This is a genomic window from Streptomyces sp. NPDC057280 (assembly GCF_042668605.1).
Classification (GTDB): domain Bacteria; phylum Actinomycetota; class Actinomycetes; order Streptomycetales; family Streptomycetaceae; genus Streptomyces.
Window position 1 is genome coordinate 2069665 of sequence record NZ_JBHUYR010000001.1, and the last position, 24116, is coordinate 2093780.

General features: G+C 72.8%; 23 protein-coding genes. 12 read left to right on the top strand and 11 right to left on the bottom strand.

Features of this window, described 5'->3' with window-relative positions; translation table 11 throughout:
- The first annotated feature begins 94 nt into the window (after positions 1-94).
- The 3 genes from ACFUO4_RS09370 (at position 95) to ACFUO4_RS09380 (ending at position 2091) form a co-directional block, all read left to right on the top strand.
- On the top strand, positions 95-985 hold the full coding sequence (locus ACFUO4_RS09370; RefSeq protein WP_383481671.1) for a PPK2 family polyphosphate kinase: 891 nt from the start codon (positions 95-97) through the stop codon (positions 983-985).
- Positions 986-1056: 71 nt separating this feature from the next.
- Positions 1057-1902, top strand: coding sequence for a polysaccharide deacetylase family protein (locus ACFUO4_RS09375; RefSeq protein ID WP_383481676.1), 846 nt, complete (start codon positions 1057-1059; stop codon positions 1900-1902).
- A 9-nt stretch (positions 1903-1911) separates the two neighbouring features.
- Positions 1912-2091, top strand: coding sequence for a hypothetical protein (locus ACFUO4_RS09380; RefSeq protein ID WP_383481679.1), 180 nt, complete (start codon positions 1912-1914; stop codon positions 2089-2091).
- Here the strand turns inward: ACFUO4_RS09380 and ACFUO4_RS09385 are convergent.
- Positions 2083-2754 carry an ABC transporter gene (locus tag ACFUO4_RS09385; protein WP_383481682.1) on the bottom strand — a complete coding sequence of 224 codons (672 nt, stop codon included), beginning with the start codon at positions 2752-2754 and terminating at the stop codon, positions 2083-2085. The genes ACFUO4_RS09380 and ACFUO4_RS09385 overlap by 9 nt on opposite strands.
- Positions 2751-3620, bottom strand: a complete 870-nt coding sequence (locus ACFUO4_RS09390) for an ATP-binding cassette domain-containing protein (protein ID WP_383481685.1) — start codon at positions 3618-3620, stop codon at positions 2751-2753. Before ACFUO4_RS09390 ends, ACFUO4_RS09385 begins: the two co-directional genes overlap by 4 nt.
- 30 nt (positions 3621-3650) lie before the next feature.
- On the opposite strand from ACFUO4_RS09390, the gene ACFUO4_RS09395 reads away from it, so the two are divergent.
- Complete coding sequence (locus ACFUO4_RS09395) at positions 3651-4355, top strand: peptidyl-tRNA hydrolase (protein WP_383481688.1); 705 nt, start codon at positions 3651-3653, stop codon at positions 4353-4355.
- A gap of 7 nt (positions 4356-4362) precedes the next feature.
- On the opposite strand, the gene ACFUO4_RS09400 is transcribed toward ACFUO4_RS09395, so the two are convergent.
- The 6 genes from ACFUO4_RS09400 to ACFUO4_RS09425 form a co-directional block, all read right to left on the bottom strand.
- On the bottom strand, positions 4363-5613 hold the full coding sequence (locus tag ACFUO4_RS09400) for an ABC transporter permease (RefSeq protein ID WP_383481691.1): 1251 nt from the start codon (positions 5611-5613) through the stop codon (positions 4363-4365).
- Positions 5610-6371, bottom strand: coding sequence for an ABC transporter ATP-binding protein (locus tag ACFUO4_RS09405; protein WP_079312594.1), 762 nt, complete (start codon positions 6369-6371; stop codon positions 5610-5612). Before ACFUO4_RS09405 ends, ACFUO4_RS09400 begins: the two co-directional genes overlap by 4 nt.
- On the bottom strand, positions 6368-7645 hold the full coding sequence (locus ACFUO4_RS09410; protein ID WP_383481695.1) for a peptidoglycan-binding protein: 1278 nt from the start codon (positions 7643-7645) through the stop codon (positions 6368-6370). The genes ACFUO4_RS09405 and ACFUO4_RS09410 overlap by 4 nt, the downstream gene beginning before the upstream one ends.
- 70 nt (positions 7646-7715) lie before the next feature.
- On the bottom strand, positions 7716-8660 hold the full coding sequence (locus tag ACFUO4_RS09415) for a hypothetical protein (protein ID WP_179143592.1): 945 nt from the start codon (positions 8658-8660) through the stop codon (positions 7716-7718).
- A 44-nt stretch (positions 8661-8704) separates the two neighbouring features.
- Positions 8705-9238: a hypothetical protein gene (locus ACFUO4_RS09420; protein WP_383481699.1), complete on the bottom strand. Its 534-nt coding sequence runs from the start codon at positions 9236-9238 to the stop codon at positions 8705-8707.
- 94 nt (positions 9239-9332) lie between these two features.
- Complete coding sequence (locus tag ACFUO4_RS09425; RefSeq protein WP_383481702.1) at positions 9333-9482, bottom strand: hypothetical protein; 150 nt, start codon at positions 9480-9482, stop codon at positions 9333-9335.
- A gap of 112 nt (positions 9483-9594) precedes the next feature.
- Here ACFUO4_RS09425 and ACFUO4_RS09430 point away from each other — a divergent pair, with 112 nt between their 5' ends.
- From ACFUO4_RS09430 to ACFUO4_RS09455, 6 genes are all read left to right on the top strand, one after another.
- Positions 9595-13623 carry an SGNH/GDSL hydrolase family protein gene (locus tag ACFUO4_RS09430; RefSeq protein ID WP_383481705.1) on the top strand — a complete coding sequence of 1343 codons (4029 nt, stop codon included), beginning with the start codon at positions 9595-9597 and terminating at the stop codon, positions 13621-13623.
- A 4-nt stretch (positions 13624-13627) separates the two neighbouring features.
- On the top strand, positions 13628-14095 hold the full coding sequence (locus ACFUO4_RS09435; RefSeq protein ID WP_128112390.1) for a hypothetical protein: 468 nt from the start codon (positions 13628-13630) through the stop codon (positions 14093-14095).
- Positions 14096-14210: 115 nt separating this feature from the next.
- Positions 14211-15515: a DUF692 domain-containing protein gene (locus ACFUO4_RS09440; protein WP_079312602.1), complete on the top strand. Its 1305-nt coding sequence runs from the start codon at positions 14211-14213 to the stop codon at positions 15513-15515.
- Positions 15516-15608: 93 nt separating this feature from the next.
- On the top strand, positions 15609-16388 hold the full coding sequence (locus tag ACFUO4_RS09445) for a DUF4142 domain-containing protein (protein ID WP_383481710.1): 780 nt from the start codon (positions 15609-15611) through the stop codon (positions 16386-16388).
- A gap of 95 nt (positions 16389-16483) precedes the next feature.
- A complete protein-coding gene (locus ACFUO4_RS09450; RefSeq protein WP_383481713.1) occupies positions 16484-17284 on the top strand; it encodes a TIGR04222 domain-containing membrane protein in 801 nt (266 codons plus the stop codon).
- A 97-nt stretch (positions 17285-17381) separates the two neighbouring features.
- Positions 17382-18959, top strand: a complete 1578-nt coding sequence (locus tag ACFUO4_RS09455; protein WP_383481716.1) for an alpha/beta hydrolase — start codon at positions 17382-17384, stop codon at positions 18957-18959.
- Here ACFUO4_RS09455 and hemQ read toward each other — a convergent pair whose 3' ends face one another.
- Positions 18960-19691: a hydrogen peroxide-dependent heme synthase gene (gene hemQ / locus ACFUO4_RS09460; RefSeq protein ID WP_079309786.1), complete on the bottom strand. Its 732-nt coding sequence runs from the start codon at positions 19689-19691 to the stop codon at positions 18960-18962. It lies immediately after the preceding gene.
- Between the two features lie 5 nt (positions 19692-19696).
- Positions 19697-21148, bottom strand: coding sequence for a protoporphyrinogen oxidase (hemG, locus tag ACFUO4_RS09465; protein ID WP_383481719.1), 1452 nt, complete (start codon positions 21146-21148; stop codon positions 19697-19699).
- A gap of 156 nt (positions 21149-21304) precedes the next feature.
- Between hemG and ACFUO4_RS09470 the strand changes: the two genes are divergently transcribed.
- Positions 21305-22279: a DUF4349 domain-containing protein gene (locus ACFUO4_RS09470; RefSeq protein ID WP_383481722.1), complete on the top strand. Its 975-nt coding sequence runs from the start codon at positions 21305-21307 to the stop codon at positions 22277-22279.
- A gap of 27 nt (positions 22280-22306) precedes the next feature.
- Positions 22307-23692 (top strand): FAD-dependent oxidoreductase, encoded by a 1386-nt coding sequence (locus tag ACFUO4_RS09475; RefSeq protein WP_383481725.1) that lies wholly within the window; start codon positions 22307-22309, stop codon positions 23690-23692.
- A 3-nt stretch (positions 23693-23695) separates the two neighbouring features.
- Here ACFUO4_RS09475 and ACFUO4_RS09480 read toward each other — a convergent pair whose 3' ends face one another.
- Entirely contained in the window at positions 23696-24019 is a 324-nt protein-coding gene (locus ACFUO4_RS09480) for a hypothetical protein (protein ID WP_179143411.1), read from the bottom strand.
- Positions 24020-24116 lie beyond the last annotated feature (97 nt).

Sequence of the window (24116 nt, forward strand, 5' to 3'; positions counted from 1 at the left end):
GCGGCGGACGGCGGGGCGTTTCGGGCACCCCGGCTGGCGGCCCCTTCCCTCCGGGCGCACGATCGAGGGACGACCGGACCGGAAGGGGTGCGCCGTGGCCGAGAAGGGGTCCAAGAAGGCCAAGAAGGCCAAGAAGGAGAAGCAGAGCCTCAGCGAGCTGCTCCGCGTGCCGGACGGCGGCAAGCGGGTCGACCTCGGCTCCTACGACGCCCGGGCGACCCCCGGCGCCCCCGAGGACAAGAAGGCGGCCCTGGCGGAGATCGAACAGATGGGCGTGCGCCTGGCGGACCTCCAGGAGCGCCTGTGGGCGGCGAGCACGGCGGGCGACCGGCGCCGCGTCCTGCTGATCCTCCAGGGCATGGACACCAGCGGCAAGGGCGGCACGGTCAAGCACGTCATCGGTCTGCTGAACCCGTCCGGCTGCCGCATCAAGGCGTTCAAGGCCCCGACCCCCGCGGAGCTGAAGCACCCGTTCCTCTGGCGCATCCGCCAGGCCCTCCCGGCCCCCGGCGAGATCGCCATCTTCGACCGCTCGCACTACGAGGACGTCCTGATCGCCCGCGTCCGCGGCCTGGCCCCCCGCGCCGAACTGACCCGCCGCTACGCCCGCATCAACCGCTTCGAACAGTCCCTCGCCCAGAACGACGTGACCCTCATCAAGTGCTTCCTGCACCTCTCCTACGACGAACAGCGCGCCCGCCTCCTCGAACGCCTCGACCGCCCGGACAAGCACTGGAAGTTCAACCCCGGCGACATCGACGAGCGGGAACTGTGGCCCGCCTACCAGGAGGCGTACGAACTCGCCCTGCGCCGCTGCGCCACCCCGCGGGCGCCCTGGTACCTGATCCCCGCCGACCGCAAGTGGTACCGCAACTGGGCCGTCAGCCGTCTCCTCCTGGAGCACCTGGAGGCCCTGGACCCGCAGTACCCGAAGGCGGACTTCGACGTCGAGGCATGCCGGAAGCGGCTGCTGAAGGGCGCCTGATCGAGGGCTTTCACCGGGCATGACGTGCGGCGATCCGAGTTCCGCCCGATTCATCCCTTTATGTTCGTAGGGTGATCATTCGAGTACGACAAGTCGCCGCCGTCTGTGCCCTCGGCGCCGCGCTCACCGCCTGCGCCGCCACCCCCCGGGCACCCCGCGCCGAGGCCGCCCACCCGGCCCCCTCCGCCGCCGCCCCCTCGCGCCCCCCGACCCTGGCCCCCGGCCCGTCCGGTCTCACCCCCGTCTTCAAGCACGGCCCCCGCACCCCGGACAAGGCCGTCGCCCTGACCTTCGACGCCGACATGACCGCCGACCAGGGGGCGCGGGCGGCGGCGGGCGAGCACTTCGACAACCCGCGGCTCATCGCGACGCTGCGGGCGCTGAAGGTGCCGGCGACCGTGTTCATGACGGGCCGGTGGGCCGAGGAGTACCCGGCCGAGGCCCGGTCGATCGGCCGGGACCCGCTCTTCGAGGTCGCGAACCACTCGTACAGCCACTACGCCTTCACCGGTGACTGCTACGGGCTGCCCACGCTGTCCGAGGAGCGGATGCGGGCCGATGTCAAGCGCGCGTACACCGCCTTCCGCAAGGCGGGGGTGCCGGACGCGATGCCGTACTTCCGCTTCCCGGGCGGTTGCTACGACCGCACGGCGCTCAAGGCGCTCACCCCTGTCGGCGTCACGGCCGTGCAGTGGGACGTGGTGAGCGGGGACGCCTTCGCGACCGACGCGGACGCCGTGGCGTCGCAGGTCCTCGAAGGCGTCCGGCCCGGCTCCGTCGTCGTCATGCACTGCACGCGCAGTGCCGCACCGGCGACCGAGCGGGCGGTGCGGCGGATCGTGCCGGAACTTCGCGCCCAGGGGTACCAGTTCGTGAAGGTCTCCGAGCTGATCGGGTCGACGGACGGGCCGTCCTAGGCTGGAGACATGAGCGAGGACTACTGCACGATCCGCGAGGTCCCGAAGCCGCCCGTCGCCGAAGGACCGCCGTACGCCGACTGTGTGCTGTGCCGGAAGCCGACGGAGTACCCGGAGTCGTACAAGGGGATCACGCTGTGCCCGGTCTGCGAGTGGCAGGAGGCGCAGCGGACCGCCTGTTCAGGGTGAGCGGCGGGAGGTCAGCGCGCAGGCCACGGTGAGCGCCACGGCCGTGACCACCACGGCCGCCACGAGGGGCAGCAGCGGCAGCGGGACCGTCCCCTTCTGAGAACCGGTGACCAGGCCACTGACCGCCGCGTGGGCCGGGGAGCCGGTCACCACCACCGACAGCAGGGCCGCGAGCAGCATCGTGGGCACCGCCCGGCCCGGTGAACGCAGCAGCGGCCAGGTGGTCAGGGCCCCGACCGCCGTGCCGAGCAGGGCGCAGGCCAGCACCGCGAGCAGCCCGGACCCGCCGGCCGGGAGCCTGGGCACCCGGATCTGGTGGTCGGAGCTCACCGGGTCGCTGATCAGCGTCACGAGCACGGTCGCGACCGTGCCGAGCACCGCCGCGCCGGCCAGCGCCACCAGCAGCGCGGCGAGATGCGCCCGGGCGGGCCCGACCGCGGCGGAGACGCAGGCCCGGGCGGCGGGCGGCTCGCCCGCGACACAGATCCGCACCAGCCAGGCGGCGACCGGCAGCAGCGCGGCGGCGGCATAGCCGAGGGAGTCCAGGATCGGCTGCCCGCTCTGCACACCGACCCCGAGGAACACGGCGTACAGGATCACCGGCGGCAGCCAGCGCTGCGAGCGCACGAGGAGGGCGGTCTGGTAGCGGAGCAGCGCGGTCATCGGCCGCCTTCCGGTGTCTCGTGGCGCACGCTCACGACGTGCCAGGGCGGGCGGGCGGTCAGCAGGGTGCGCAGCAGGACGTCCGAGTGGGACGCGGGAACGGTGAGCCGGTAGGTGCCGGGTGCCGGCTCCTCGGCGGTGGTGGCGGTGCGGTGCGCGTCCGCGGGCAGCCGCCCGCCCGCGGGGCCCTGTGCCTCGACGACGACATGCGGGCCGTCGGCCACCGAGTCGGGGACCACCGATGTCGTACGACGTTCGAGACCGCCCTCGCGTACGGCGTACACGGCGTCGGTCGCCCCCGCGAGGCGCTGCGGATCGTGGTCGACGAACACCACCGCTCCGCCGGCCGCGGTGCGTTCGGCGACGGCCCGTTCCAGTTCGGCGCGCGCGCCGGTGTCGAGGCCGGTCCACGCCTCGTCCAGGACGAGGAGTTCCGGTTCGGCGAGCAGGGCCTGGGCGACGGCGACCTTCTGGCTGCTGCCCTTGGAGAGCTGGGCCATGGGGGTGTGCGCGTAGGAGGAGGCGCCGAACCGTTCCAGGGTGTCGGCGGCGGCGCGCTGGGCGGAGGCGCGGGTGAGGCCGTGGATCGTGGCCAGGTGGGTGAGGTAGCCGGCGGCCGTGAAGGGGAGGGCGGAGGGAAAGCGCTCGGGGACGTAGGCCGTGCGGGGGCGGCCCTTGACCCTGCCCTCGGAGGGGGCGTCGAGGCGGGCGAGGAGGCGCAGCAGCGTGGACTTGCCCGTGCCGTTCGGGCCTTCTATGCGGGTGAGGGTGCCGGGGGCGAGGGTGAGGTGGATGCCCCGTAAGACCCATGGGCCGCGCAGGCCGTAGCGGCGGCCCACGTTGTCCAGCTGCATATCGCGTTCCATGGCCAAATGATGTCGCCTTAAGGTGGCCGGGTGAACGCCAGCCCCTTTACCCCCGAAGCCGATGTGCGCGACCAGGCCCCTCAGTTCGTCCTGCCTCTGGTCGTCCGTATCGAGCGTGCCGCTCCTCCTGCCCGTACCGACGCCCTGGAGACCGCCGCGCGTGCCGTTCTCCTGATCCTCAGCGACGAACGGTCCCTGGAGGGCGGGGAGTGGGCCCAGGTCATGCGGGACTGGCAGGACGCCCGGATCCGCAAGGTCGTGCGGCGGGCGCGCGGCGCCGAGTGGCGGAAGGCCGAGGCGCTGCCCGGGATCACGGTCACGGGCAAGTCGGCCGAGGTGCGGGTCTTTCCGCCGGTGCCGCTCGACGGGTGGCCGAAGGAGCTGGCCAAGCTCCAGGTGTCCGGGACCGATCTCGACGACCCGGAGACCCCCGGGGACGTCGATCACGGGGTGCCGGTGCTGTGGATGAGCCCGGATCTCGACATGTCCGCCGGCAAGGCGATGGCGCAGGCGGGGCACGGGGCTCAGCTCGCCTGGTGGGAGCTGTCGGAGGAGCAGCGGACGGCCTGGCGGGACGCCGGTTTCCCGCTCGCCGTGCGCACGGCGGCCGCCGGTCGGTGGAGTGAACTCACGTCCAGCGGGCTGCCGTTGGTGCGGGACGCGGGCTTCACGGAGATCGCTCCCGGATCCTGCACCGTGGTCGCGGACCACCCGGCGCTGCGCTCGCGGCCCTGAGCGGCGTTCAGCGGCGCAGCGCCGCGAGCGGCTCGATCCGGGCCGCTCGCAGCGCGGGGTAGAGGCCCGCGAGCAGGCCCGTGACGGTACCGGCGAGGGGGGCCGGGAGCACGGCCGCGGGTTGCAGCACGGCCGTCCAGTCGCGGACCACCGCCGTGCCCAGCACCGTGGCGACCCCCAGGGAGGTGCCGATCAGGCCGCCGAGGGTGCCCAGAGCCGTGGACTCGGTGAGGAACTGGGCGGTGATGTGGCGGGGTCGCGCGCCCAGGGCGCGTCGCAGGCCGATCTCGGACGTCCGCTCGAGGACGGCGACCAGTGTGGTGTTGGCGATACCGAAGGCCCCGACGACCAGGCAGATGACGGCCAGGGCCAGGAAGAGCCCGGACAGATCGGTGTCGACCTGGTCCCGCAGGCCGTGCGGGTCGGGCGGAGGGGTCGCCTTGAGGAGGTCCGGCCGATCGGGGCGCAGTGCGAGCGGCGCCTGACGGGCGACCAGTTGCGCCGCCCCGGGGCGGGTTCTGATCAGTGCCTGAGCGGGTGAGTCGAGCGGGGCACCGTACTCGCGCAGTGCCGTGGTGGTGGGGATGACCATGCCGAGCAGGGTCTGCGGCAGCCGCTCGGTGTCCGCGAAGATGCCCACCACGCTGTACGAGACACCGTCGACGAAGACCGCCGGATTGCCGTCGAGCCGGCTGATGCCCAGCAACCGGGCCGCGGACAGGCCGAGCAGACACACCCGTTCCCCCCGGGTCTGGTGGAAGGCGTTGTAGAGCGTGCCCGTGGCGAGGGTGGGCTGCATGGCGCGCAGGGCACCCGGTGAGGCCGCGTACACCCCGATGTCGGCGCCCTGGTCGGCCACCGCCGTGACGTCCGGCCGCGCCGAGATGAGCGGGTCGCGCACCGGGACCGGCCACCAGGGACCGCCGGCCACCACCCCGTTGAGCCTGCCGAGGCGGGCGTCGGCGTCGGCGGGGAAGCTGGTGGTCCGCCCGCTGCCCGGGGCCGCGTCGTCCACGGTGACGGTGGTCTCCTCCAGCAGGCTGAAGGACTTGCCGATCTGCCCGGTCGCGGTGGACGTCAGACCGAGCACCGCGACGAAGGCCCCCACGCCGAGGACGGTGCCGAGCATGGTCAGCACCGAACGGCCGGGGCGCTGGAGCAGCCCGGTGAGCGCCTCGGCGAGCAGGTCGCGCGCGTGCAGCCGGGTCGGGGGAACCGGTGTCCGGGGGCGGCTCCGGCCCGGCAGGAGGGTGCTCACGCGGTGCCGGTCCTCTCCGTCGCGAGGGGACGCCCGCCGGATTCGTCGCGGGCCGACAGGCGGCCGTCGAGGATGGTGATCCGGCGGCGGGCGCGGGCGGCCACCGCCGGATCGTGAGTGATGACGATGACGGTGACACCCGCCCGGTTGAGGTCGCCGAGCAGGTCCATCACGGTGGCGGCGGTCACGGAGTCGAGGTTGCCGGTCGGCTCGTCGCACAGCAGCAGATCGGGCTCGTTGACCAGGGCGCGGGCGATGGCGACCCGCTGCCGCTCGCCGCCGGACAGCGTGGTGGGCGAGGCGTCCAGGCGGTGGCCGAGGCCGACACGTTCCAGGGCGTCGGTGGCGGCACGGACGCGTTCGGCGGCACGGTCGGTGACGTAGAGCTGTGCCAGGGCCACGTTCTCCAGCGCGGTGCGGTACGGCAGCAGGTGGAACTCCTGGAAGACGAAGCCGATACGGCGTCCCCGCAGCGCCGTGCGCTCACGCTCGGACAGCTCCGCCACGTCCACCCCGGCGAAGGTCAGGGTGCCCGAAGTGGGTCGGTCCAGCAGTCCGAGCAGATTCAGCAGCGTGGACTTTCCCGAGCCGGACGGCCCGACCACGGTGAGGTAGTCGCCGGCCGGCACGGTCAGGTCGGCCGGGTGCAGCGCCTGCACGGGAGGGAAACCGGGATAGGTCTTCGCGCAGCCGACGAGCCGCAGCACCGCGGAGGGTTCCGGGGCGGTGCGGGTCTTCTCCCCGGGGTCTGTGATCATTTCCCGACCACGACCCGGTCACCGGCTTCCAGGTCGGCGCCGCGTGCCGGGGTGACCTGCACCATGCCGTCCGCGGACGCCCCGGTCGTCACCCGTACGGTCCGCCGTTCTCCGGCGGCGGTGACCACGGTGACCGAGGTGTGGGTGTCGGCGCCGGCCGTGACCGCGGCCTCGGGCACCGCCAGCACCGGCTTCGCGGTCGAGGCGGCGGTGACCGTGATGCGGACGTCCTGGCCCGCGAAGGCCGTGTTCCACGCTTTGTCCGGCTTGACGGCCAGCGGCCGGTAGGCTCCGCCGCCCGCGGCCGCCACCGTGCCGGAGTCCGACGTGCCTTCCTTGCCGGCGCCCGGCGTGACGAGGGCGCCCACCGACTCCACCGTGGCGCGCGCCTGCGCGCCGGTGGCCTCCGAGAGCACGGAGACCTTCATCCCCGGCGTGACGAGGCCGGCCTGCGCCGGGTCGAGTCGCCCGGTGAGCGTCAGGCCGCCGCGGGCGAGCGCGATCACCGGCCCCTTGACCGGGTCGCCGACCTGGACCGGAACGGACACCACCCGCGCGGGCAGTGACGGGACGAAGATCACCTCCGACGCGGGCACCATGGCGTGCGCGGTGGAGGAGGACTCGCCCTGAGGCGTGGGCGCCGGGGAGGCCGACGCGTCCGCCCCGGTGACGGCCTTGCCGTCCGCGTCGGAGGGAGGGCTCGCGTCACGCGTCACGGGGGCCGGGTAGCCGAGGTGCCGGTACAGCTCGCGCACCGCCTGCTCGGTTCCGGGTCCGAAGACACCCGCGGTGTCGCCGCCGGTGCCGTAGCCCTGCGAGACCAGTGCCTTCTGCAACTGCTCCACGTCGCCGCCCTGTTCGCCGTAGACCAGGTCCCGGTACGCCGGAACGGCTCCCGGCAGCGCGAACACCGGCCGCCCCGAGTACTCCAGCAGCGCCCTGGCGGCCCGGACGGAGCGGCCCACCCGGGTGAACACGCCGGTGACCATCAACTGCGCGGGCCTGGACGGAGCTTCGGTCCCGGCCACCGAGGACGGCTGGGCGGACACCGTCCGGCCGTCGGCGAAGGTGCCCCGCAGCACCACGGTGGAGCGCAGGACCTGCCGCGTCACCGGCGCGGTGATCACGCTCGGCGCCGGCGGGCGGGTGTCCGCGGCCGCCTGCGAGGGCGACCGCACCAGTCCCGACCCCGCCAGCCCGCCGACCGACAGCAGTCCGGCGAGTGCGGCCACGCCCACGACGGCGCGCCGCCGCCGGGCCGTACGCGATGCCATGGAGTCCCACATCCCTTTCGTGAGGGTGAGTCGGCGCCCGTCGGGCGCGGCCGCGCCGTCGTGTCGCGTGTCAGCGGCCCAGTACGCCGGTCGCCGCCTTGACCTCGGCGGTGATCGTGTCCCTGACCTGGGTCAGGGCCAGCTGGTGCTGTTCGATCTGCCGGCGCTGGATGGCGGACTCCACGGTGAACCAGGTCTTGACGAGGCCCGTCCGCCGCTTGCACCCGATGTCGGTCAGTGCCGTGGTGATGTCCGCCTGCCCGGCCTGCCCGTCGTGGGTGTCGGGGGTGAGGTTCGCGGCGTTCAGCGGGCTGTCCACGGTGTAGCCCTTCGCCTTCATGCACCGCGACCAGGCGCCGATGACGGCCAGCACACGGGGATCGCTCTGCGAACGGCGCAGACTCTCGTAGTCCAGTCTGCTGGGCAGACTCTCGTCGATGCGCGGCCCGATCCGCCGGGTCGCCTCGCCGAGGCATCCGTCCTGGGGGATGCTCTTGCCGCCGATGCGCGCCGGGGCCTTCTTCGCGCCCCGCGCGATGGCCAGTCGGCCGGTGAGCACGGCCGTTTCCGCGGAGGAGAGCTTCGGCGCCGGCGGCGGGGTCTGGTTGAGATCGCCGAGAAAGTAGCCGAACCTGGCGGCCAGGTCCTCGTCGGTGATGCCGTAGCGGCGCGGCATGTTGGAGTCGTCGCTGCTGGGCGGTGGCGTCATGCCGCGGGCCGGAGCGGTGTACGCGTAGCCGTACCGCTTCATGCACTGCGCGGTGAGCCGGTCGACGGCCCGGTCGATGACCACGGTGTCCGCGTACGGCTCCAGGTAGGCCTCCATGGGCAGGACCAGGCCCTTGGCGAGGCCCGACGCGGGCACCGCGGCGGGCCAGGCGGGGGCGCCCGTCCCGGAGGGGGTGGCACCCCCTGCCCGGGGCGTTCCGGTCCCGCCGCCCGGGGAGCACGCCGCCAGGGCGAGCAGCGCCGCCACGACGGCCACCACGGGCCGTGCGGCTCTCCGACCAGGCATCGACTCTCCTTCTGAACAGACGGGTCACCGACGACGACCTGCCGTCAGGACCAGTGCTCCGACGCGTCCTCGTTCTTCAGCGTGGAGTCGAAATTGAAGTCCCCGTCGCAGTACCGGTCGGAGCCGAAGTACTGAGAGTGGCCGGTGTAACCGGAGTTGTAGTAGATGCGGTAACTGTTCACACCGCAGGGGTCCGCTGCGGCGGCGTTGTTCTTGATCTTCTGCCCGGCACCGGGTCGGCTGCCGGCGGTGCTGAAGACGAAGACGTACTGCCCGTTGCCGTCCAGGCCTGCCGAGAAGTCGTAGATGTCGCCGTACATGTCGGCGATCGCACCGGGCGCCGGCAGGACACCGCTCTGGGGCGACGAGTTGTAGTTGATGAAGAGGTCGGCCTCGCAGTCGGGGTCGTAGCCCCTGGAGTCCCTGGAGATGCAGGGCGAGGAGGAGTAGATGACGGTGACCGCGTGCGCCTGGCTCTCGGTGGCGAACGTGGTGACGGCGGCACAGGTGGCGACGGCGAGACCGATCGCCGCCGCCCGTCTGTTGACGTTCCGGAACGCGGGCAGAGCATGGACCATGACTCGTCCTTTGCAGTGAGGAAGGCAGGCAAACTCTGTGCAGTGCCGGCGAATTACAGGATTGCCTTCAGAGAGCGACAGGAACAACCAAGGATCACCAAAGAAACCGCCAAGCAACTTGCCGCACTTGAATCTCCAGGTCACCAATTCCCTTGTGAAATAGGGTCACTTCCCGCGCGGTGACCAGCGGCGGAGCGGTTGTTTTCCGACAGAACCCCACATCACCGAAGAGGTTCATGGTCATCGGCCCTTCCCTTTCCTGGGCCCCTGCACGTACTTTGTGTCGGCTTCACTTGCGGGAACTTCCGTCCCTCACAACGGGGATGAGGCCTGCCCATCGGGACCCTGGAGGACCCTTGAGGCTGAGACACAGAGCACGTGCGTCCATCGCCCTGCTCGCCACTTCACTGGTGGTCACCGGTCTGACCCAGACCGGTCCCGCCTTCGCCGCACCGCCCTCCGGGGCCCCCGCGTCCGCCGCGCCGCCCTCCGGCCCGAGCGACCCCGCTCCCCAGGCGTCCAGCCAGGACCGGTCGTCGAAAGTGCTCTCCCCGGACACGCAGCTGCCCAAGGGCTGGCGGAAGTCCGCCGACCGCGCGGTGACCGTCGCGGGTGACGGTTCCGCCCTGCGGGTCCTCGCCGCCGACAGCGCCGAGGCCTACCGGTGGCGGACCGTCGCCACGCTCTCGGAGCCCGGCTTCGGCACCGACCTGTGGATCGGGAACGCCTGCGTGACGGGGTCCGGCAAACGGGCCGTGGTCGTCTACGCGCCCCGGGACTTCACCAACAGCCCCGAGCTGATGGAGCGCGGCGGTTTCGCCGCCGTCGTCGACCTGACCAGCGGCAAGGTCACCAAGCTGGCCGACACGGTCACCCTCGGGTACTTCAACCCGGGCTGCGGCACCGGCGAGACCGCCGTGCTCACCCAGCTGGGCGACGAACAGCGCAACCGGACCAGGCTGTTGACGGTGAACACCGCCACCGGCGCCGTCATCCGCAGGCAGACCGAGAACGTCCAGGTCACCTCGGCGGTCCCCACGCCCGACGGCATCGTCGGCGCGGCGGCGGGCCGGCTGATCGGCTTCGACCGGAAGAACCACACCACCGAGCTCGCCACCACCACCGGCCCCGCCTTCGGGCTGCACGTCGACGCCGGGGGAGGCGTCGACTTCCTGGACCAGAAGGGCGGCAAGGCCCGCGCCCGCCGCACCGCGGCCGGTCGGACCACCACCTTCGCCCAGGGCCCGTCGGGCGCGCTGGGCCTGGCGGCCGGCACCTCCGGCCGCGTCTTCCTCACCGGCAAGCCCGCCTCCGTGACACACCTGCCTTCACCCGTACGGCAGTTGAAGGTCGCGGCGGACGCCGAGGTGTCCTCGACCGGCGCGCTCGCCGTGGACCAGGCCGTGTCCGCGAGCCTGCGCAGCCACGTCAGCGACCCGCTCGCGGCGACCGCCTGGAACGCCGCGGCGCCCCTGAAGATCAAGACCGAGGTACCCGCGACCGCGAAGAGGATCTCCTTCACCGTGAGTGAGGCCGCCACCGGCGCCAAGGCGGCGGGTGGACAGGCGTCACCGGCCCTGACCGGCTCCGGCACCGCGTCGAAGTCCGCGGCCACGATGTCGGCCGCGGCGGCCGGCAGCCCCACGAGCACGATCGACGACGACCGGACCTGCTCGCAGCCGCGCAACGACCCGGCGCAGCAGGCGTACCAGCCCACCCCCAACCAGGTCGAATGGGCCGCCGACATGGCCGTCCGGGGCGACCTCACCAGCGCCTATGTCCGCCAGGGCGGATGGCGCACGGCCGACGGGCTCGGCACGGTGAACCCGCAGGGCATGTTCCCGCTGCCGGGGCTGACCGGCACCAGCGGCGGACGCATCCCCGCTCAGGTGCTCCTCGGCGTACTGGCCCAGGAGTCCAACCTGTGGCAGGCCGAGGGCGGCGCCCTGCCCGGCCAGACCAGCTCCACCCTGGCCAGCACCAACGGCTTCTACGGCCATCCCAGCGACCCGGCGACCCCTGAGGACCACTGGCTGATCGACTGGTCCAAGACCGACTGCGGCTACGGCATCGGCCAGCAGACCGACGGCATGAAGACCGGTGACGTGGACGAACTCCCGGCCGCCCAGCAGCGGGCCATCGCGCTGGACTACACGTCCAACATCGCGATCGCCGCCCAGACGCTAGAGAAGAAGTGGAACGAGCTGCACGACACGGCCGTCACCCCGGGCGCGATCAAACTCAACACCGACGACCCCGCGGCACCGGAGAACTGGTTCGCCGCCCTCTGGGACTACAACTCCGGTCTCAACTACTACATCCCGGCCAACCCGTCCGGCTACTGGGGCCTGGGCTGGCTGAACAACCCCTCCAACCCGCTCTACCCGCCGGACCGGCACGCCTTCCTGGACGGCAACACCTACGCCGACGCCGGGCATCCGCAGGACTGGTCGTACGAGGAGAAGGTGCTCGGCTGGGGCGCCTGGCCGATCGACACCGGGCGCGCCTACGCCGACGACGGCACCGCCAACAACAGCAACACCGCGGGCTACTCGGCCGCCTGGTGGAGCACCGACGCCGACCGCTCCTCGGTCAAGCCGGACCTCGACACGTTCTGCGCCCCGCTCGTCAACGACTGCGACCCGGCCAACCCGCCGCGCTGCGAGGTCGACCACCTCGGCCAGACCTGCGATCCACCGCACTGGTACCACGCCAACCAGACCACCTGGAAGGTCGACTGCTCCAACAGCTGCGGCCACGAGTACCTGACGTACAAGACGCTCAGGACCGAACTGGGCAACGGCAACAACGGCTCCGGCACCATGTGCGACAACTCCGATCTGGGCTTCACCGTCGTGGACGACGTGTCGAGCAGCGTCCCGGCGTTCACCGACAACTGCGCCAAGTCGGGCTGGACCGACGCCGGGACGTTCGGCTTCCGTTTCAACGCCGACTCCGCGGGCCACTACGAGGCGAAGGGCGACCTGCACCAGATCGGCGGTGGCTTCGGCGACCACTTCTGGTACGCCCACGCCCGCGACGACGCCCACGGCGCCACGGCCGACGTGTCCGATCCCGGCACGGACCCGGGCATCGCGAGCGGCGCGATGGCCGCCACCGGCACCTGGAAACTCAACAGCCAGCGCACCTCCTGGACCCGGGTCCTGGTGCATCTGCCCAACACCGGCTCCGGCAGCCAGCAGGCCGTCTACACCATCCACCTCGGCGACGGCACCACCCACAACCGGATCATCAACGCCGTCGCCCATGCCAACCAGTGGGTGAGCCTGGGCATCTACCACTTCACCGCCGGCTCCGACTTCCAGGGCGTCACCCTGTCCAACTACACGCCCGAGGGGCAGGCGGACAACGACGTGGCCTGGGACGCCGTCGGCTTCCAGTGGCTCTCGGCCAAGCCGCGGCACATCGTGGCCGCGCTCGGCGACTCCTACTCCTCGGGTGAGGGCGCCGGCTCCTACGACACGTCGACCGACCAGGACCACGGCACCGTCGACTGGGACGCCTGCCGGCGCAGCGCCAACGCCTGGCCCCGCAAGCTCGTCCTGCCGGGTGAGTCCGCGAGCCTGTCCCTGCTGTCCGACAACTACAGCCCCGACGCGGAACTGGGCTTCGTCGCCTGCTCCGGCGCCCACACCTGGCAGGTCGACGGGTCCGTCGACACCAGCTACTGGCAGAGCGGTGACATCGCCGCCGGCGACGGCGAGTTCCGGGAGATCCCGCAGGTGGACTCCGGTGTGCTCACCAAAGACACGACCCTGGTGACCCTCACCATCGGCGGCAACAACTACGGCGCCTTCGTCAACGCCGTGACGGACTGCGCGGGCCTCGGGGACTGCGCGGGCAGCGACTTCCTCGCCAAATACGAGAAGTTGATCGACCAGACCAAGGAGGACATCGGCAACACCCTGACCGCCGTCGCCCAGCAGGCACCGAACGCCAAGATCCTGCTCGTCGGCTATCCGGAGATCCTCAGCCGCACGGTCAAGTGCACGGGCTCCTGGTACATCGACGGCGACGAGGCCGCCGCGCTGGCGACCCTCGCCAACTACATGGACACGGCGCAGAAGGCCAAGGTCGACGAGTTGCACGCCGCCGGATACGACGTCTCGTACGCCAATCCGGTCTCGGCGTTCGTCGGCCACGGCGGCTGCGACAGCGACGAGTGGATCAACAAGATCGTGCTCGGGCCCAACGGCGACGGTGACTTCCACGAAGGGGACCCGCACGCCGTGTGCATCGCCGTCTCGGGCGTCGGTCAGACCTGTCTGAGCCGCGAGGCCTTCCATCCGAACAACGCGGGCACCACCGGATACGAGCACGTGGTCGAGAACGCCTTGACCTCCCTCGGCTATACGGGAGCATGACCGCGTGACCTCCCCCATGCGGCACGCACCGCGCCGCGACAGCGGGCCGGCCGGGTTCCTCGCCCGGTCGGCCGGGTGTCTCGGCGCGGCCGTGCTGACCTGCGTGCTGGTGGCCGCCGGCGTGCTGGTCTGGTTCTTCCAGGCCGTACAGGACAGCGGGCGGGACCGGGAGCGCGACGCCCGGGCCGCCGTCACCGCCGGCGCCGAGCGGCTCAGGGTCCGGCTGCAGCAGGCCGATGCCGACGGCACCCTGACCGACCAGGAGATCGCCGCCGTGCTACGTCCCCGAAGCCCCCGTTCCGTCGTCCGCACCGCGACCGGCACCACCGTCGTGGTGCAGGTCGCCGCGTCCGACTGGGCCCAGTGCTACACGTACACCGCCGGCCGCACCGGCACCGTCACCGCCCGGCCGCTGGACGGCTGCCCGTCGGCCTCAACCTCAAATGTTGCTCTGAAGACGCCCCCTGGGTGATTCGGCTCCGGACCTCGGGGCCATACCCCCGTCACACAGGAACGGCACGGCGTCGGAGGGGACGGCACGGCGGGCACCTGAGCAAGGCACTCGACGAGAAACGGGGGCGGGGACCATGGAGCGACTGGGCACGGGAATCGGCTGGCGGCCGGAGATCGCGGACGCCGTGGAGCGTATGCCGGGCATCGACTGGGTCGAGGTCGTGGCCGAGAACACCTGCCCCGGCCATCTGCCGGAGTCGCTGCGGCGGCTGCGCGAGCGCGGGGTCACCGTGGTCCCGCACGGCGTCTCGCTCGGCCTCGGCGGCGCCGACCGCCCGGACGAGAGCCGCCTGACCGCCCTCGCCGAGCGCGCCGAGGCGCTGGGCTCGCCCCTGGTCACCGAGCACATCGCGTTCGTCCGGGCGGGCGGGCTCCTGACGGCCTCCCCGCGCCTGGAGGCCGGCCACCTGCTGCCGGTCCCCCGCACCCGTGACGCCCTCGACGTGCTGTGCGAGAACATCCGCATCGCCCAGGCCGCGCTGCCCGTGCCGCTCGCCGTCGAGAACATCGCCGCGCTGATCGCCTGGCCGGACGAGGAGATGACGGAGGGGCAGTTCCTGTACGAGCTGGCGGACCGTACGGGCGTACGACTCCTCATCGACGTCGCCAATCTCCACACCAACCACGTCAACCGCGGCGAGGACCCGGCCGCCGCCCTCGCCGACCTCCCCCTGGAGGCCATCGCCTACGTCCACGTGGCGGGCGGCTTCGAGCGGGACGGTGTCTGGCACGACAGCCACGCCCACCCCGTCCCCCGCCCGGTCCTCGACATCCTCACCGACCTCGCCTCCCGGGTGTCGCCGCCCGGGGTCCTCCTGGAACGGGACGAGAACTTCCCGGAACCGGCCGAGCTGGAGGGGGAGCTGGCGGCGATCCGGGAGGCGGTGGAGAAGGGGCGGGAGCAGCAGCGCGGAGCGGCGCGGGAGGACCGTACGGCAGCCGCCCACGAGACCCCCGACACCGCTCCCGCCCGCCAGCGCCTCGCCCTCGCGCAGGCCGCGCTCCTGTCCGCCCTCGTCGCCGGGACGCCCGTGCCCGAGGGGTTCGACCGGGTGCGGCTCGGGGTGCAGGCGCGGGCACTGGCCGGGAAGCGGGCGGACGTCGTGGCGAAGGTCGCGCCCGAGCTGCCGGTGATCCTCGGTGCGGGGTACCGGGCCGCCTTCCTCGGCTATGCCCACGGGCACCCGATGACCGGCGGGTACCGCAGGGACGCGCTGGACTTCGCCGGGCATCTGCTCGGGGCAGGGACGGTGGGCGACGAGCGGGCGCTGGCCGAGCTGCGGGAGTGGTGGGAGGAGCGGTCGGGGTCGCGGCCGCGCTCGCACCGGCCGGGCGTGCGTCTCGCGCGGGCGACGCGGCGGGTGCTGCTGCGCCGCTGAGGCGGACGGTCGTCAGCCGACGTGACCGCGAAGTAACATGCCACCTGCGCACCCGAAACGCACTGGCGTGCGGTGCCGCAAGCAGGAGGCACCATGCGACCCCGACCCCCCGTCAACGGCCGAGGCATCTTCAGTGGCACCGGGCTCATCATCACCGGCCTGGCGGCGACCCTGGCGGCCCTGATCTTCCCGATCTGGTCGTACGCCGACCGTTCCGGGACGGCGGTCGACGTGCTCAACGCCCAGACGGTGTCGACGAGGTACGGCCCGCTGTCGGCGCTCGACCGGGAGTTCGTCACCAAGGTGCGGCTGGCCGGGCTGTGGGAGCTGCCGGCCGGGCAGCAGGCCCTGCAGAAGGGCACGACCCAGGCCGTACGCACCGCGGGGCAGCACCTCGTCGACGGGCACACGTTCCTGGACGGGCGGGTGCGTGACGTCGCCTCGCAGCTCGGCCTCGCCCTCCCCAACGAGCCCAACGACCAGCAGAAGCAGTGGCTGGCCACCCTGAGCTCGGCCCAAGGGGTCGAGTACGACCGGCAGTTCGCCAACATCCTGCGGATCGCCCACGGCAGGGTCTTCTCGGTCGTCGCCCAGGTGCGGGCCACCACCCGCAACTCCCTGGTCCGTGCCCTCGCCGACGACGCGAACACCACCGTCCTCGACCACATCAAGATCCTGGAGGCCACCGGGTACGTCGACTGGGACGCCCTGGCCCAGGAGATGGCCTCCGGGAGCACTCCCCCGATCACCAACACCCCGGGCCCGCCCGGCCCGACGACCGACCCGGCCCCGGCGATCCCGGTCACGCCACCGGCATCGCCGACGTACTCGCTGCCCCCACCGGCCACCAGCCCGCCGCCGAGCGGGTCTTGAGCGGCCCCAAGGGGAACATCACGTACCGGCAACGCTCCGTCCGGATTGTGAACAAGGCATGGCGCCTTCGCGGTCGATTCGCATAGAACAGCGTCATGTTCTGGGTCCTTCTCCTCCTGCTGGCCTGGGCCGCCGCCGGTACCGCGTGTACCCGGTTGTGCCTGGCCGCCGTACGTGCTGCGGCCGTGGACACGGAAGAAGCGGCCGCGGGCCATGGGCACGATCTGACGCTGTACGAGGCGGCGTTCCTGTCCGGCGGCCCCCGGCGGGTCGCCGACCTCACCATGGTCTCGATGGCGCGCCAGCGCCGACTGCTCCTCGCGCACACCGGCTGGGCGACGGTCGTCGACCCGCGCGGCCGGGACGAGATCGAGCGCTCCGTCATAGGGGCGATCGGCCCGGAGGGCCAGTCCCGGATCACCCCGGCGCGGGACGCCGCGGCGACCGCGGCCCCGGTGCGCGGCCTCGCCGACCGGCTCGTCCGCGCGGGCCTCGCCGTGCCGGACGGGGCGCGTACGACGGTGGCGGCGGCCGTGCGCCAGGTGCAGCTCGCCGCGCTCGTCGTCCTCGCGCTGGGCGCGACCGCGCTGCTGACGCCCGCCCCGTCGGAGATGCCGCGCCAGCTGATCGCCCTCTGGTTCGCGCTGCCCCTCGCGCTCACCCTGAGCTGCCTCGCGATCGCCCGTGTCGAGGTCCACCCCTACTCGCGCTGGGCCTCCCCCGCCGGCCAGCGCCTGCTCGGCGCCCTGGCCCGCCGCACCGGGGGCGGCGACGACCGGACGTACCTCACGACGGTCGCCGTCCGGGGCGTCCACGCGGTCGGTGAACCGGATCTGCGCGCGGCCTTCGCCGACCGCGAGCAGCCCTGGCGCGCCGGGCACACCAGGGGCGCATAGGGGCATTGGCGCCGACACCGGCCGGACGGTGCTTGCCTTCACCAACAACCGAACGAAACATCCCTTTTGTTGCTGCCGTGCACCGAAGGGATACGCGATGAGAGCCCCCGCCCTCTACTCGGCCGCCGGGACCTTGATCCTGACCACACTCGCGGCCGCCCCGGGCGGCGCCCCCGCTGCCGCCCCGGGCACGGCCGAACTGCGCGGCGCCGCGACCGCCGCCGCGCGGGCCCAGGAGGCCGGGATCGCCTTCGGCAGGTGCCCGGACGCGGAGGACCTGCCGGCCGCGATGCAGTGCGGCACGGTCACCGTCCCGCTCGACTACGCGCACCCCGGCGGCAAGCAGATCAAGCTCACCGTCAGCCGGATCCGGGCCACCCACAAGGACCCGCACAACAGCAAGCGCAAGGTCCCGCGGCAGGGCTCCTTGGTCTACAGCCCGGGCGGCCCGGGCGGCTCCGGCATGTACTTCCCGCTCATGGGCTACGTGCCCGAGTGGAAGCGGCTCGCGGCGGCCTACGACCTCGTCGGCTACGCCCCGCGCGGTGTCGACCGCTCGGCCCCGCTGTCCTGCGAGGACCCCAAGCACTTCCTCAAGGCGCCCTCACCGGCGCCGACGCACCCCTCGGAGTCGTACAAGCAGGAGCGCATCGCCGAGGCGAAGGCCTACGCGCGCGGCTGCGCCAAGCGGACCGGCAGCGCACTGCGGCACTACACCTCCCTCAACAACGCCCGCGACCTCGACGTCCTGCGTGCCGCCCTGGGCGAGGAGAAGCTGACGTTCATGGGGGCGTCGTACGGCACCTACTTCGGGGCCCTGTACGCGACGCTGTTCCCCACGCACGTGCGGCGGATGGTGTTCGACGCGGCGGTGAACCCGGACCCGGAGGACGTCTGGTACCGCAACAACCTCGCCCAGTCGGCCGCGTTCGAGGGCCGCTGGGCGGACTTCCGGGAGTGGGTCGCCAAGCACGACAAGGTGTACGGCCTCGGCGACACGGCCGAGGACGTGCAGCGCAGCTACGACAAGGCGGCGGCCCAGCTGGCGGCGGACCCGGCCGGCGGGAAGGTCGGGCCCGGCCAGTTGCAGGGGGCGTTCCTGACGGCCGGGTACTACGACGACTTCTGGCCGCACCGGGCGCAGGCGCTGTCCGCCTATCTGAAGGGCGACCCCAAGCCGCTGATCGAGCAGGCGGGGCCGCATCCGGAGGCGGCGAAGGAGGCCGAGAACTCCAGCGCCGTGTACACGGCCGTCGAGTGCAACGACGCGGCCTGGCCCACGGACTGGGAGGTGTGGGACCGGGACAACACCCGGCTCGCCCGGGTCGCGCCGTTCGAGACCTGGGACAACGTGTGGATGAACCTGCCGTGCGCCTACTGGCGGGCGCCGCGTCAGGAGCCGCTGGACGTGCGGACGGGTCCGGGCGAGTTGCCGTCGACGCTGATCCTGGCGGCCGAGCGGGATGCGGCCGCGCCCTACGAAGGGGCGCTGGAGCTGCACCGGCGGTTGTCGGGGTCGGTGCTGGTGACCGAGCGGGACGCGGGCACGCACGGGATCGCGGGCGGCCCGAACCGGTGCGTCAACGGCTACCTGGACGCGTACCTGCTGGAGGGCCGGCTCCCGGTGCGGCGCGCTGCGTGTGCGCCGCACCCGGAGCCCAAGCCCCGCGGCTGATCAGGCCAGGCCCGCGACCAGATCCCCGATGTCCTTGCGGCGGCCCGTGAAGAACGGGACCTCCTCGCGGACGTGCATGCGGGCCTCCGAGGCGCGCAGGTGGCGCATGAGGTCGACGATGCGGTACAGCTCGTCGGCCTCGAAGGCCAGCAGCCACTCGTAGTCGCCGAGGGAGAAGGAGGCGACCGTGTTGGCGCGGACGTCCGGGTAGCCGCGGGCCATCTTGCCGTGGTCGGCGAGCATGCGGCGGCGGTCCTCGTCGGGCAGGAGGTACCAGTCGTAGGACCGCACGAAGGGGTAGACGCTGACGTAGTTGCGCGGCGTCTCGTCGGCGAGGAACGCCGGGATGTGCGAGCGGTTGAACTCGGCGGGGCGGTGCAGCGCCATGTTCGACCAGACCGGCTCCAGGGCGCGGCCCAGCTTGGTGCGGCGGAAGAGGTTGTACGCCTCCTGGAGCTGGTCGGCGGTCTCGGCGTGCCACCAGATCATGAGGTCGGCGTCGGCGCGGAGGCCGGACACGTCGTAGGTGCCGCGGATCGTGACGTCCTTCGCGGCGAGCTGGTCGAACAGCTCCTGGACCTCGTCCGCGTAGCCCGCGCGGTCCTCGGGGAGGACGTCCTTCAGCTTGAAGACGGACCAGAGCGTGTAGCGGATGACCTCGTTCAGGTCCTTGGCCAGCTTGCCCTTGTTCGGGATCCGGCCGGCCTCGGGGGTGGGGGCGTCGTTGCTCATGGTCCTTATTCTCCTGCTCCTCCGTGCAGACTCTGCACCGGGTGGGCGGTGAGCTCCTGCACACCGCGCTCGTCGCCGTACACCTGGTCCACCGCGGCGTACGCGCTCGCGATGCAGGCGGGGATGCCGACGCCGTCGTACTGCGCTCCGCAGACGGCGATGCCGGGAAGCTTGGCCACGTGGTCGCGGACCCGGGCCACGCGCGCGTGGTGGCCGACCGGGTACTGGGGCAGGCCGTCGGTCCAGCGGGTGACGCGGGTTTCCAGGGGGCGGGCGTCGAGGCCGGTGGCCTCGCGCAGGTCGTGGCGGGAGACGTCGACGAGGTCGGCGTCGTCGCGCTCCAGGATCGCCGTCTCGCCGTAGCGGCCGACCGAGGTGCGCAGGACGACGACGTCCGGGTTCTCGTCGGCGATCCAGCCCCACTTCTGGGACGCGAACGTGGACGCCTTGATGGTGCGGCCGTCGACGGGCGGCACCAGGAAGCCGCTGCCCGCCGGGAGCGCGGTGTCGGTACGGCGGTAGGCGAGGGTGATCAGGGCCATGGAGGCGTACTCGACGCCGGCGAGCTCGGCGGCGGCCTCCGGGGACTCGGGGCGCAGCAGGCCGGCGGCGGCCGGGGCGGGGACGGCGACGATCACGGAGTCGGCGTGCAGGGTGCGGTCGCCGGTGACGACCCGCCAGCCTTCGGCGCCCGCGCGGCGCAGTTCGGTGACGGGTGCGTCGGTGACGATCTCGCCGCCGCACGCGCGGACCGAGTCGGCGACGGCGAGCGGGAGGCTGCCGACGCCGCCCTGGATGCCCATGAAGACCGGGCCGGTCTGCTGGTTGGCCGCCGCCTTGGCCTGGATCTCGCGGACCGCCTCCGTCAGGGAGGTGTGGGTCCGCGCCGCCTGGAACAGCTGCGGAACGGCCGAGCGCATCGAGATGCGGTAGGCGTCGCCCGCGTACACCCCGCCCAGGAGGGGCTCGATGAGCCGGTCGACGACTTCACGGCCGAGGCGCTCGGCGACGTACGCGCCCACCGCCACGTCGTCGCCGACCTCGGTGCGGGGCAGGTCGGCGTCGCGCTCGATGCGGGCCAGGCCCTCCTCGGAGAGGACGCCTTCGAGGGCGGCGGCGGTGCCGGGGACGCCCATGACGTGGCCCTTGGGCATGGGGCGCAGGGCGCCGCGGGTCCAGATCGAGGCGGTGGCGGTGGCGGGCGGCTGGAGGCGGTCGGTGAGGCCGGCCTCGCGGGCCAGGGCGACGGCCTCGGGTCTGCGCGCCAGCATCGACTCCGCGCCGAGGTCCACGCGCGCGCCGGCGATCTCGCCGGGCAGCAGCTTGCCGCCGACGCGGCCGGACGCCTCCAGGACGGTCACCCGCGCCCCGCGCTGCAGCAGCCGGTGGGCCGCGGCCAGTCCCGCGATCCCGGCTCCGATGACGACGACGTGTCCCGTCGTACCTGATCCGCTCATGGCTCCACCCTCTCAGACGCCACCGACAGCGCGGCCAGGGCCCTTTGTCCCTTCCGAGTCCCGACCGTGACCCCATCGGAACCACCCCGCCCCAACGTTGCGGGGCACCCGTGCGTCGAAGGAGCGTCAGTCGTCACAACCCTCGGGGGGACGCCCATGCGCGCACGACGTTCCGTACGGCCGGTACACGCCCTGGCCGGTCTTCTGCTGGCCACCGCACTGGCCCTGGCCGGCTGCTCCGGCTCCGGCTCCTCCGGCGGCGATTCCGGCAGCGACAGCGCCGCGCTGTCGGAGGCGAAGGAGGGCGCCCCGGGCGGCGCCGCCGACAGTGACAGCGGCGCGGGCGGCAAGCAGGCGAGCACCGCGCCCAAGCTGCCCACCAGCCACATCATCCGTACCGCCGAACTCACCGTGCAGGTCAAGGACGTGCCCAGGGCGCTGGAGGCGGCCCGGACGACCACCGAGAACGCGGGCGGCTACGTCGGCAAGGAGTCCACCTTCCGTGACGAGGAGGGCGCGGAGGAGACGCGGGTGACGCTGCGGGTGCCCGTCGATGCGTACGAGGGGGTCCTGGCGGAGCTGGAGGGCGCGGGCAGGCTCGTCGAGCGCACCGCGAAGGCGCAGGACGTCACCGATCAGGTCGTCGACGTGGAGAGCCGCATCAAGACGCAGCGGGCGAGCGTGGCCCGCATCCGGGAGCTGATGGACCGGGCCACCAAGCTGAGCGACGTCGTCACCCTGGAGGGCGAACTGAGCAGCCGCCAGTCCGACCTGGAGGCGCTGCTGGCCCGTCAGGCGTCCCTGAAGGACCGGACGAGCCTGGCCACCATCACGCTGTCCCTGTCCGAGAAGCCGGTGCCGAAGGCCGCCGGGGACGACGATCCGGGGGTCATGGACGCCCTGTCGGGCGGCTGGGACGCGTTCGTGTCGATGCTGCGGTGGATCGTGGTGGCACTGGCCGCGGTGCTCCCCTTCGCCGCCGGGCTGGCGCTGCTCCTGCTGGCGTGGCTGCGGCTGATCCGCCCCCGGCTGCCGCGCCGCCCGGCCCCGGCGAGCGCGGCGAGCGCCCTGGGCCCGCTGCCCGTCGCCCGCCCCGCGCCCACCGGGGAACAGGGCGGCGAGCAGGACTGAAATGCCCTGCCCCCGTAGCGTGTTCGCATGAACATGAGCACTGCGAGCGAACGACTGGTCGTGATCGGCGGTGACGCCGCGGGGATGTCCGCGGCGTCCCAGGCCCGCCGGCTGAAGGGGCCCGACGCACTGGAGATCGTGGCGTTCGAGCGCGGTCACTTCACGTCCTACTCGGCGTGCGGCATCCCGTACTGGGTGGGCGGCGACGTCGAGGAGCGGGACCAGCTGATCGCCCGTACTCCGGAGGAGCACCGCGCGCGGGGCATCGACCTGCGCCTGCGGACGGAGGTCACGGAGATCGACGTGGCCGGGCAGCGGGTCCGCGCGCGTGACGTCGATTCGGGGGCCGAGTCCTGGACGTCGTACGACAAACTCGTGATCGCGACCGGCGCCCGCCCGATCCGCCCGGAGATGCCGGGCGGCGACGCACCCGGTGTCCATGGGGTGCAGACTCTGGACGACGGTCAGGCGCTGCTCGACACGCTGGCACGCACGCGTGGCCGCAGGGCGGTGGTGGTCGGCGCCGGGTACATCGGCGTCGAGATGGCCGAGGCGCTCATCAACCGCGGCTACGAGGTGACCGTCGTCAACCGGGGCAGCGAGCCGATGTCGACGCTCGATGCGGACATGGGCCGCCTGGTGCACGAGGCGATGGAGGGCCTGGGCATCACCATGGTCAACGACGCCACGGTCACCAAGATCCTCACCGGTGAGGACGGCCGGGTGCGGGCGGTGGCCACGGAGGACGCCGAGTATCCGGCGGACGTGGTGGTGCTGGGGATCGGGGTGCGCCCGGAGACCTCGCTGGCCAAGGCGGCGGGACTGCCCGTGGGCCGGCACGACGGGCTGCTGACCGACCTGGCCCTGCGGGTGCGCGGGCACGAGAACATCTGGGCCGGCGGCGACTGCGTGGAGGTCCTCGACCTGGTCTCCGGCCAGGAGCGCCACATCGCGCTCGGCACGCACGCCAACAAGCACGGCCAGGTGATCGGCGCGAACGTGGGCGGCGGTTACGCCACCTTCCCGGGCGTGGTCGGCACGGCGGTGAGCAAGGTCTGCGACCTGGAGATCGCCCGTACCGGCCTGCGCGAGAAGGACGCGCGCAGGGCGGGCCTCCAGTACGAGGCGGTGACCATCGAGTCCACGTCCCGCGCGGGCTACTACCCCGGCGCCTCCCCCATGACGGTGAAGATGCTCGCCGAGCGCCGCACGGGGCGGCTGCTCGGGGTGCAGATCGTCGGGAGGGAGGGCGCGGGCAAGCGGGTGGACATCGCGGCGGTGGCGCTCACGGCCGGGATGACGGTGGAGCAGATGACGGCCCTGGACCTGGGCTACGCCCCGCCGTTCAGCCCCGTGTGGGACCCGGTGCTGGTGGCGGCCCGCAAGGCCGCTGCCGCGGTGCGGGCCGCGTGACGGCTACGCCGATCCGTTGATGCGTTCGATGGCCTGGCGGGTCTGCTCGGCGGGCGGCCGGGCCGGCAGGGAGGAGACGGAGGCGCTCGGGGCGGGCACCGCGGCCGGCTGCTCCCCCGCCGGTTTCGCGTGGGCCGCGGGCCGGGTGGACCGCAGCCGGTGGCTCACCGCCTCGTCCAGCGTCACCGGCCGCTGCATCTGCGTGGCGAGCCGCCCCGCGTCCTGGCCCAGCCGGGCCACGTCTTCCCAGGGCAGTCTCAGCACCACGGCGACCTCGGCCTCGCCGTCGGGCAGGGCGTGGATCGGAGGAGTAACTCGGTCGTTCATCGCCTGTTCCTCACGTTGACCCCGCGACCCGCCTTCCCCGTGCCGCGGGCAGTTGCGAAGTCATACGCACGCGCGCGTGCGGGCGTTCATCGATTCG

Coding starts and splice junctions, on each gene's coding strand:
- ACFUO4_RS09455 (WP_383481716.1), top strand. CDS start 17,382: ATGAGAGCCCCCGCCCTCTACTCGGCCGCCGGGACCTTGATCCTGACC.
- hemG (WP_383481719.1), bottom strand. CDS start 21,148: ATGAGCGGATCAGGTACGACGGGACACGTCGTCGTCATCGGAGCCGGG.
- ACFUO4_RS09450 (WP_383481713.1), top strand. CDS start 16,484: ATGTTCTGGGTCCTTCTCCTCCTGCTGGCCTGGGCCGCCGCCGGTACC.
- ACFUO4_RS09440 (WP_079312602.1), top strand. CDS start 14,211: ATGGAGCGACTGGGCACGGGAATCGGCTGGCGGCCGGAGATCGCGGAC.
- ACFUO4_RS09405 (WP_079312594.1), bottom strand. CDS start 6,371: ATGATCACAGACCCCGGGGAGAAGACCCGCACCGCCCCGGAACCCTCC.
- ACFUO4_RS09480 (WP_179143411.1), bottom strand. CDS start 24,019: ATGAACGACCGAGTTACTCCTCCGATCCACGCCCTGCCCGACGGCGAG.
- ACFUO4_RS09470 (WP_383481722.1), top strand. CDS start 21,305: ATGCGCGCACGACGTTCCGTACGGCCGGTACACGCCCTGGCCGGTCTT.
- ACFUO4_RS09445 (WP_383481710.1), top strand. CDS start 15,609: ATGCGACCCCGACCCCCCGTCAACGGCCGAGGCATCTTCAGTGGCACC.
- ACFUO4_RS09415 (WP_179143592.1), bottom strand. CDS start 8,660: ATGCCTGGTCGGAGAGCCGCACGGCCCGTGGTGGCCGTCGTGGCGGCG.
- ACFUO4_RS09410 (WP_383481695.1), bottom strand. CDS start 7,645: ATGGCATCGCGTACGGCCCGGCGGCGGCGCGCCGTCGTGGGCGTGGCC.
- ACFUO4_RS09380 (WP_383481679.1), top strand. CDS start 1,912: ATGAGCGAGGACTACTGCACGATCCGCGAGGTCCCGAAGCCGCCCGTC.
- ACFUO4_RS09420 (WP_383481699.1), bottom strand. CDS start 9,238: ATGGTCCATGCTCTGCCCGCGTTCCGGAACGTCAACAGACGGGCGGCG.
- ACFUO4_RS09390 (WP_383481685.1), bottom strand. CDS start 3,620: ATGGAACGCGATATGCAGCTGGACAACGTGGGCCGCCGCTACGGCCTG.
- ACFUO4_RS09385 (WP_383481682.1), bottom strand. CDS start 2,754: ATGACCGCGCTGCTCCGCTACCAGACCGCCCTCCTCGTGCGCTCGCAG.
- hemQ (WP_079309786.1), bottom strand. CDS start 19,691: ATGAGCAACGACGCCCCCACCCCCGAGGCCGGCCGGATCCCGAACAAG.
- ACFUO4_RS09475 (WP_383481725.1), top strand. CDS start 22,307: ATGAACATGAGCACTGCGAGCGAACGACTGGTCGTGATCGGCGGTGAC.
- ACFUO4_RS09425 (WP_383481702.1), bottom strand. CDS start 9,482: ATGACCATGAACCTCTTCGGTGATGTGGGGTTCTGTCGGAAAACAACC.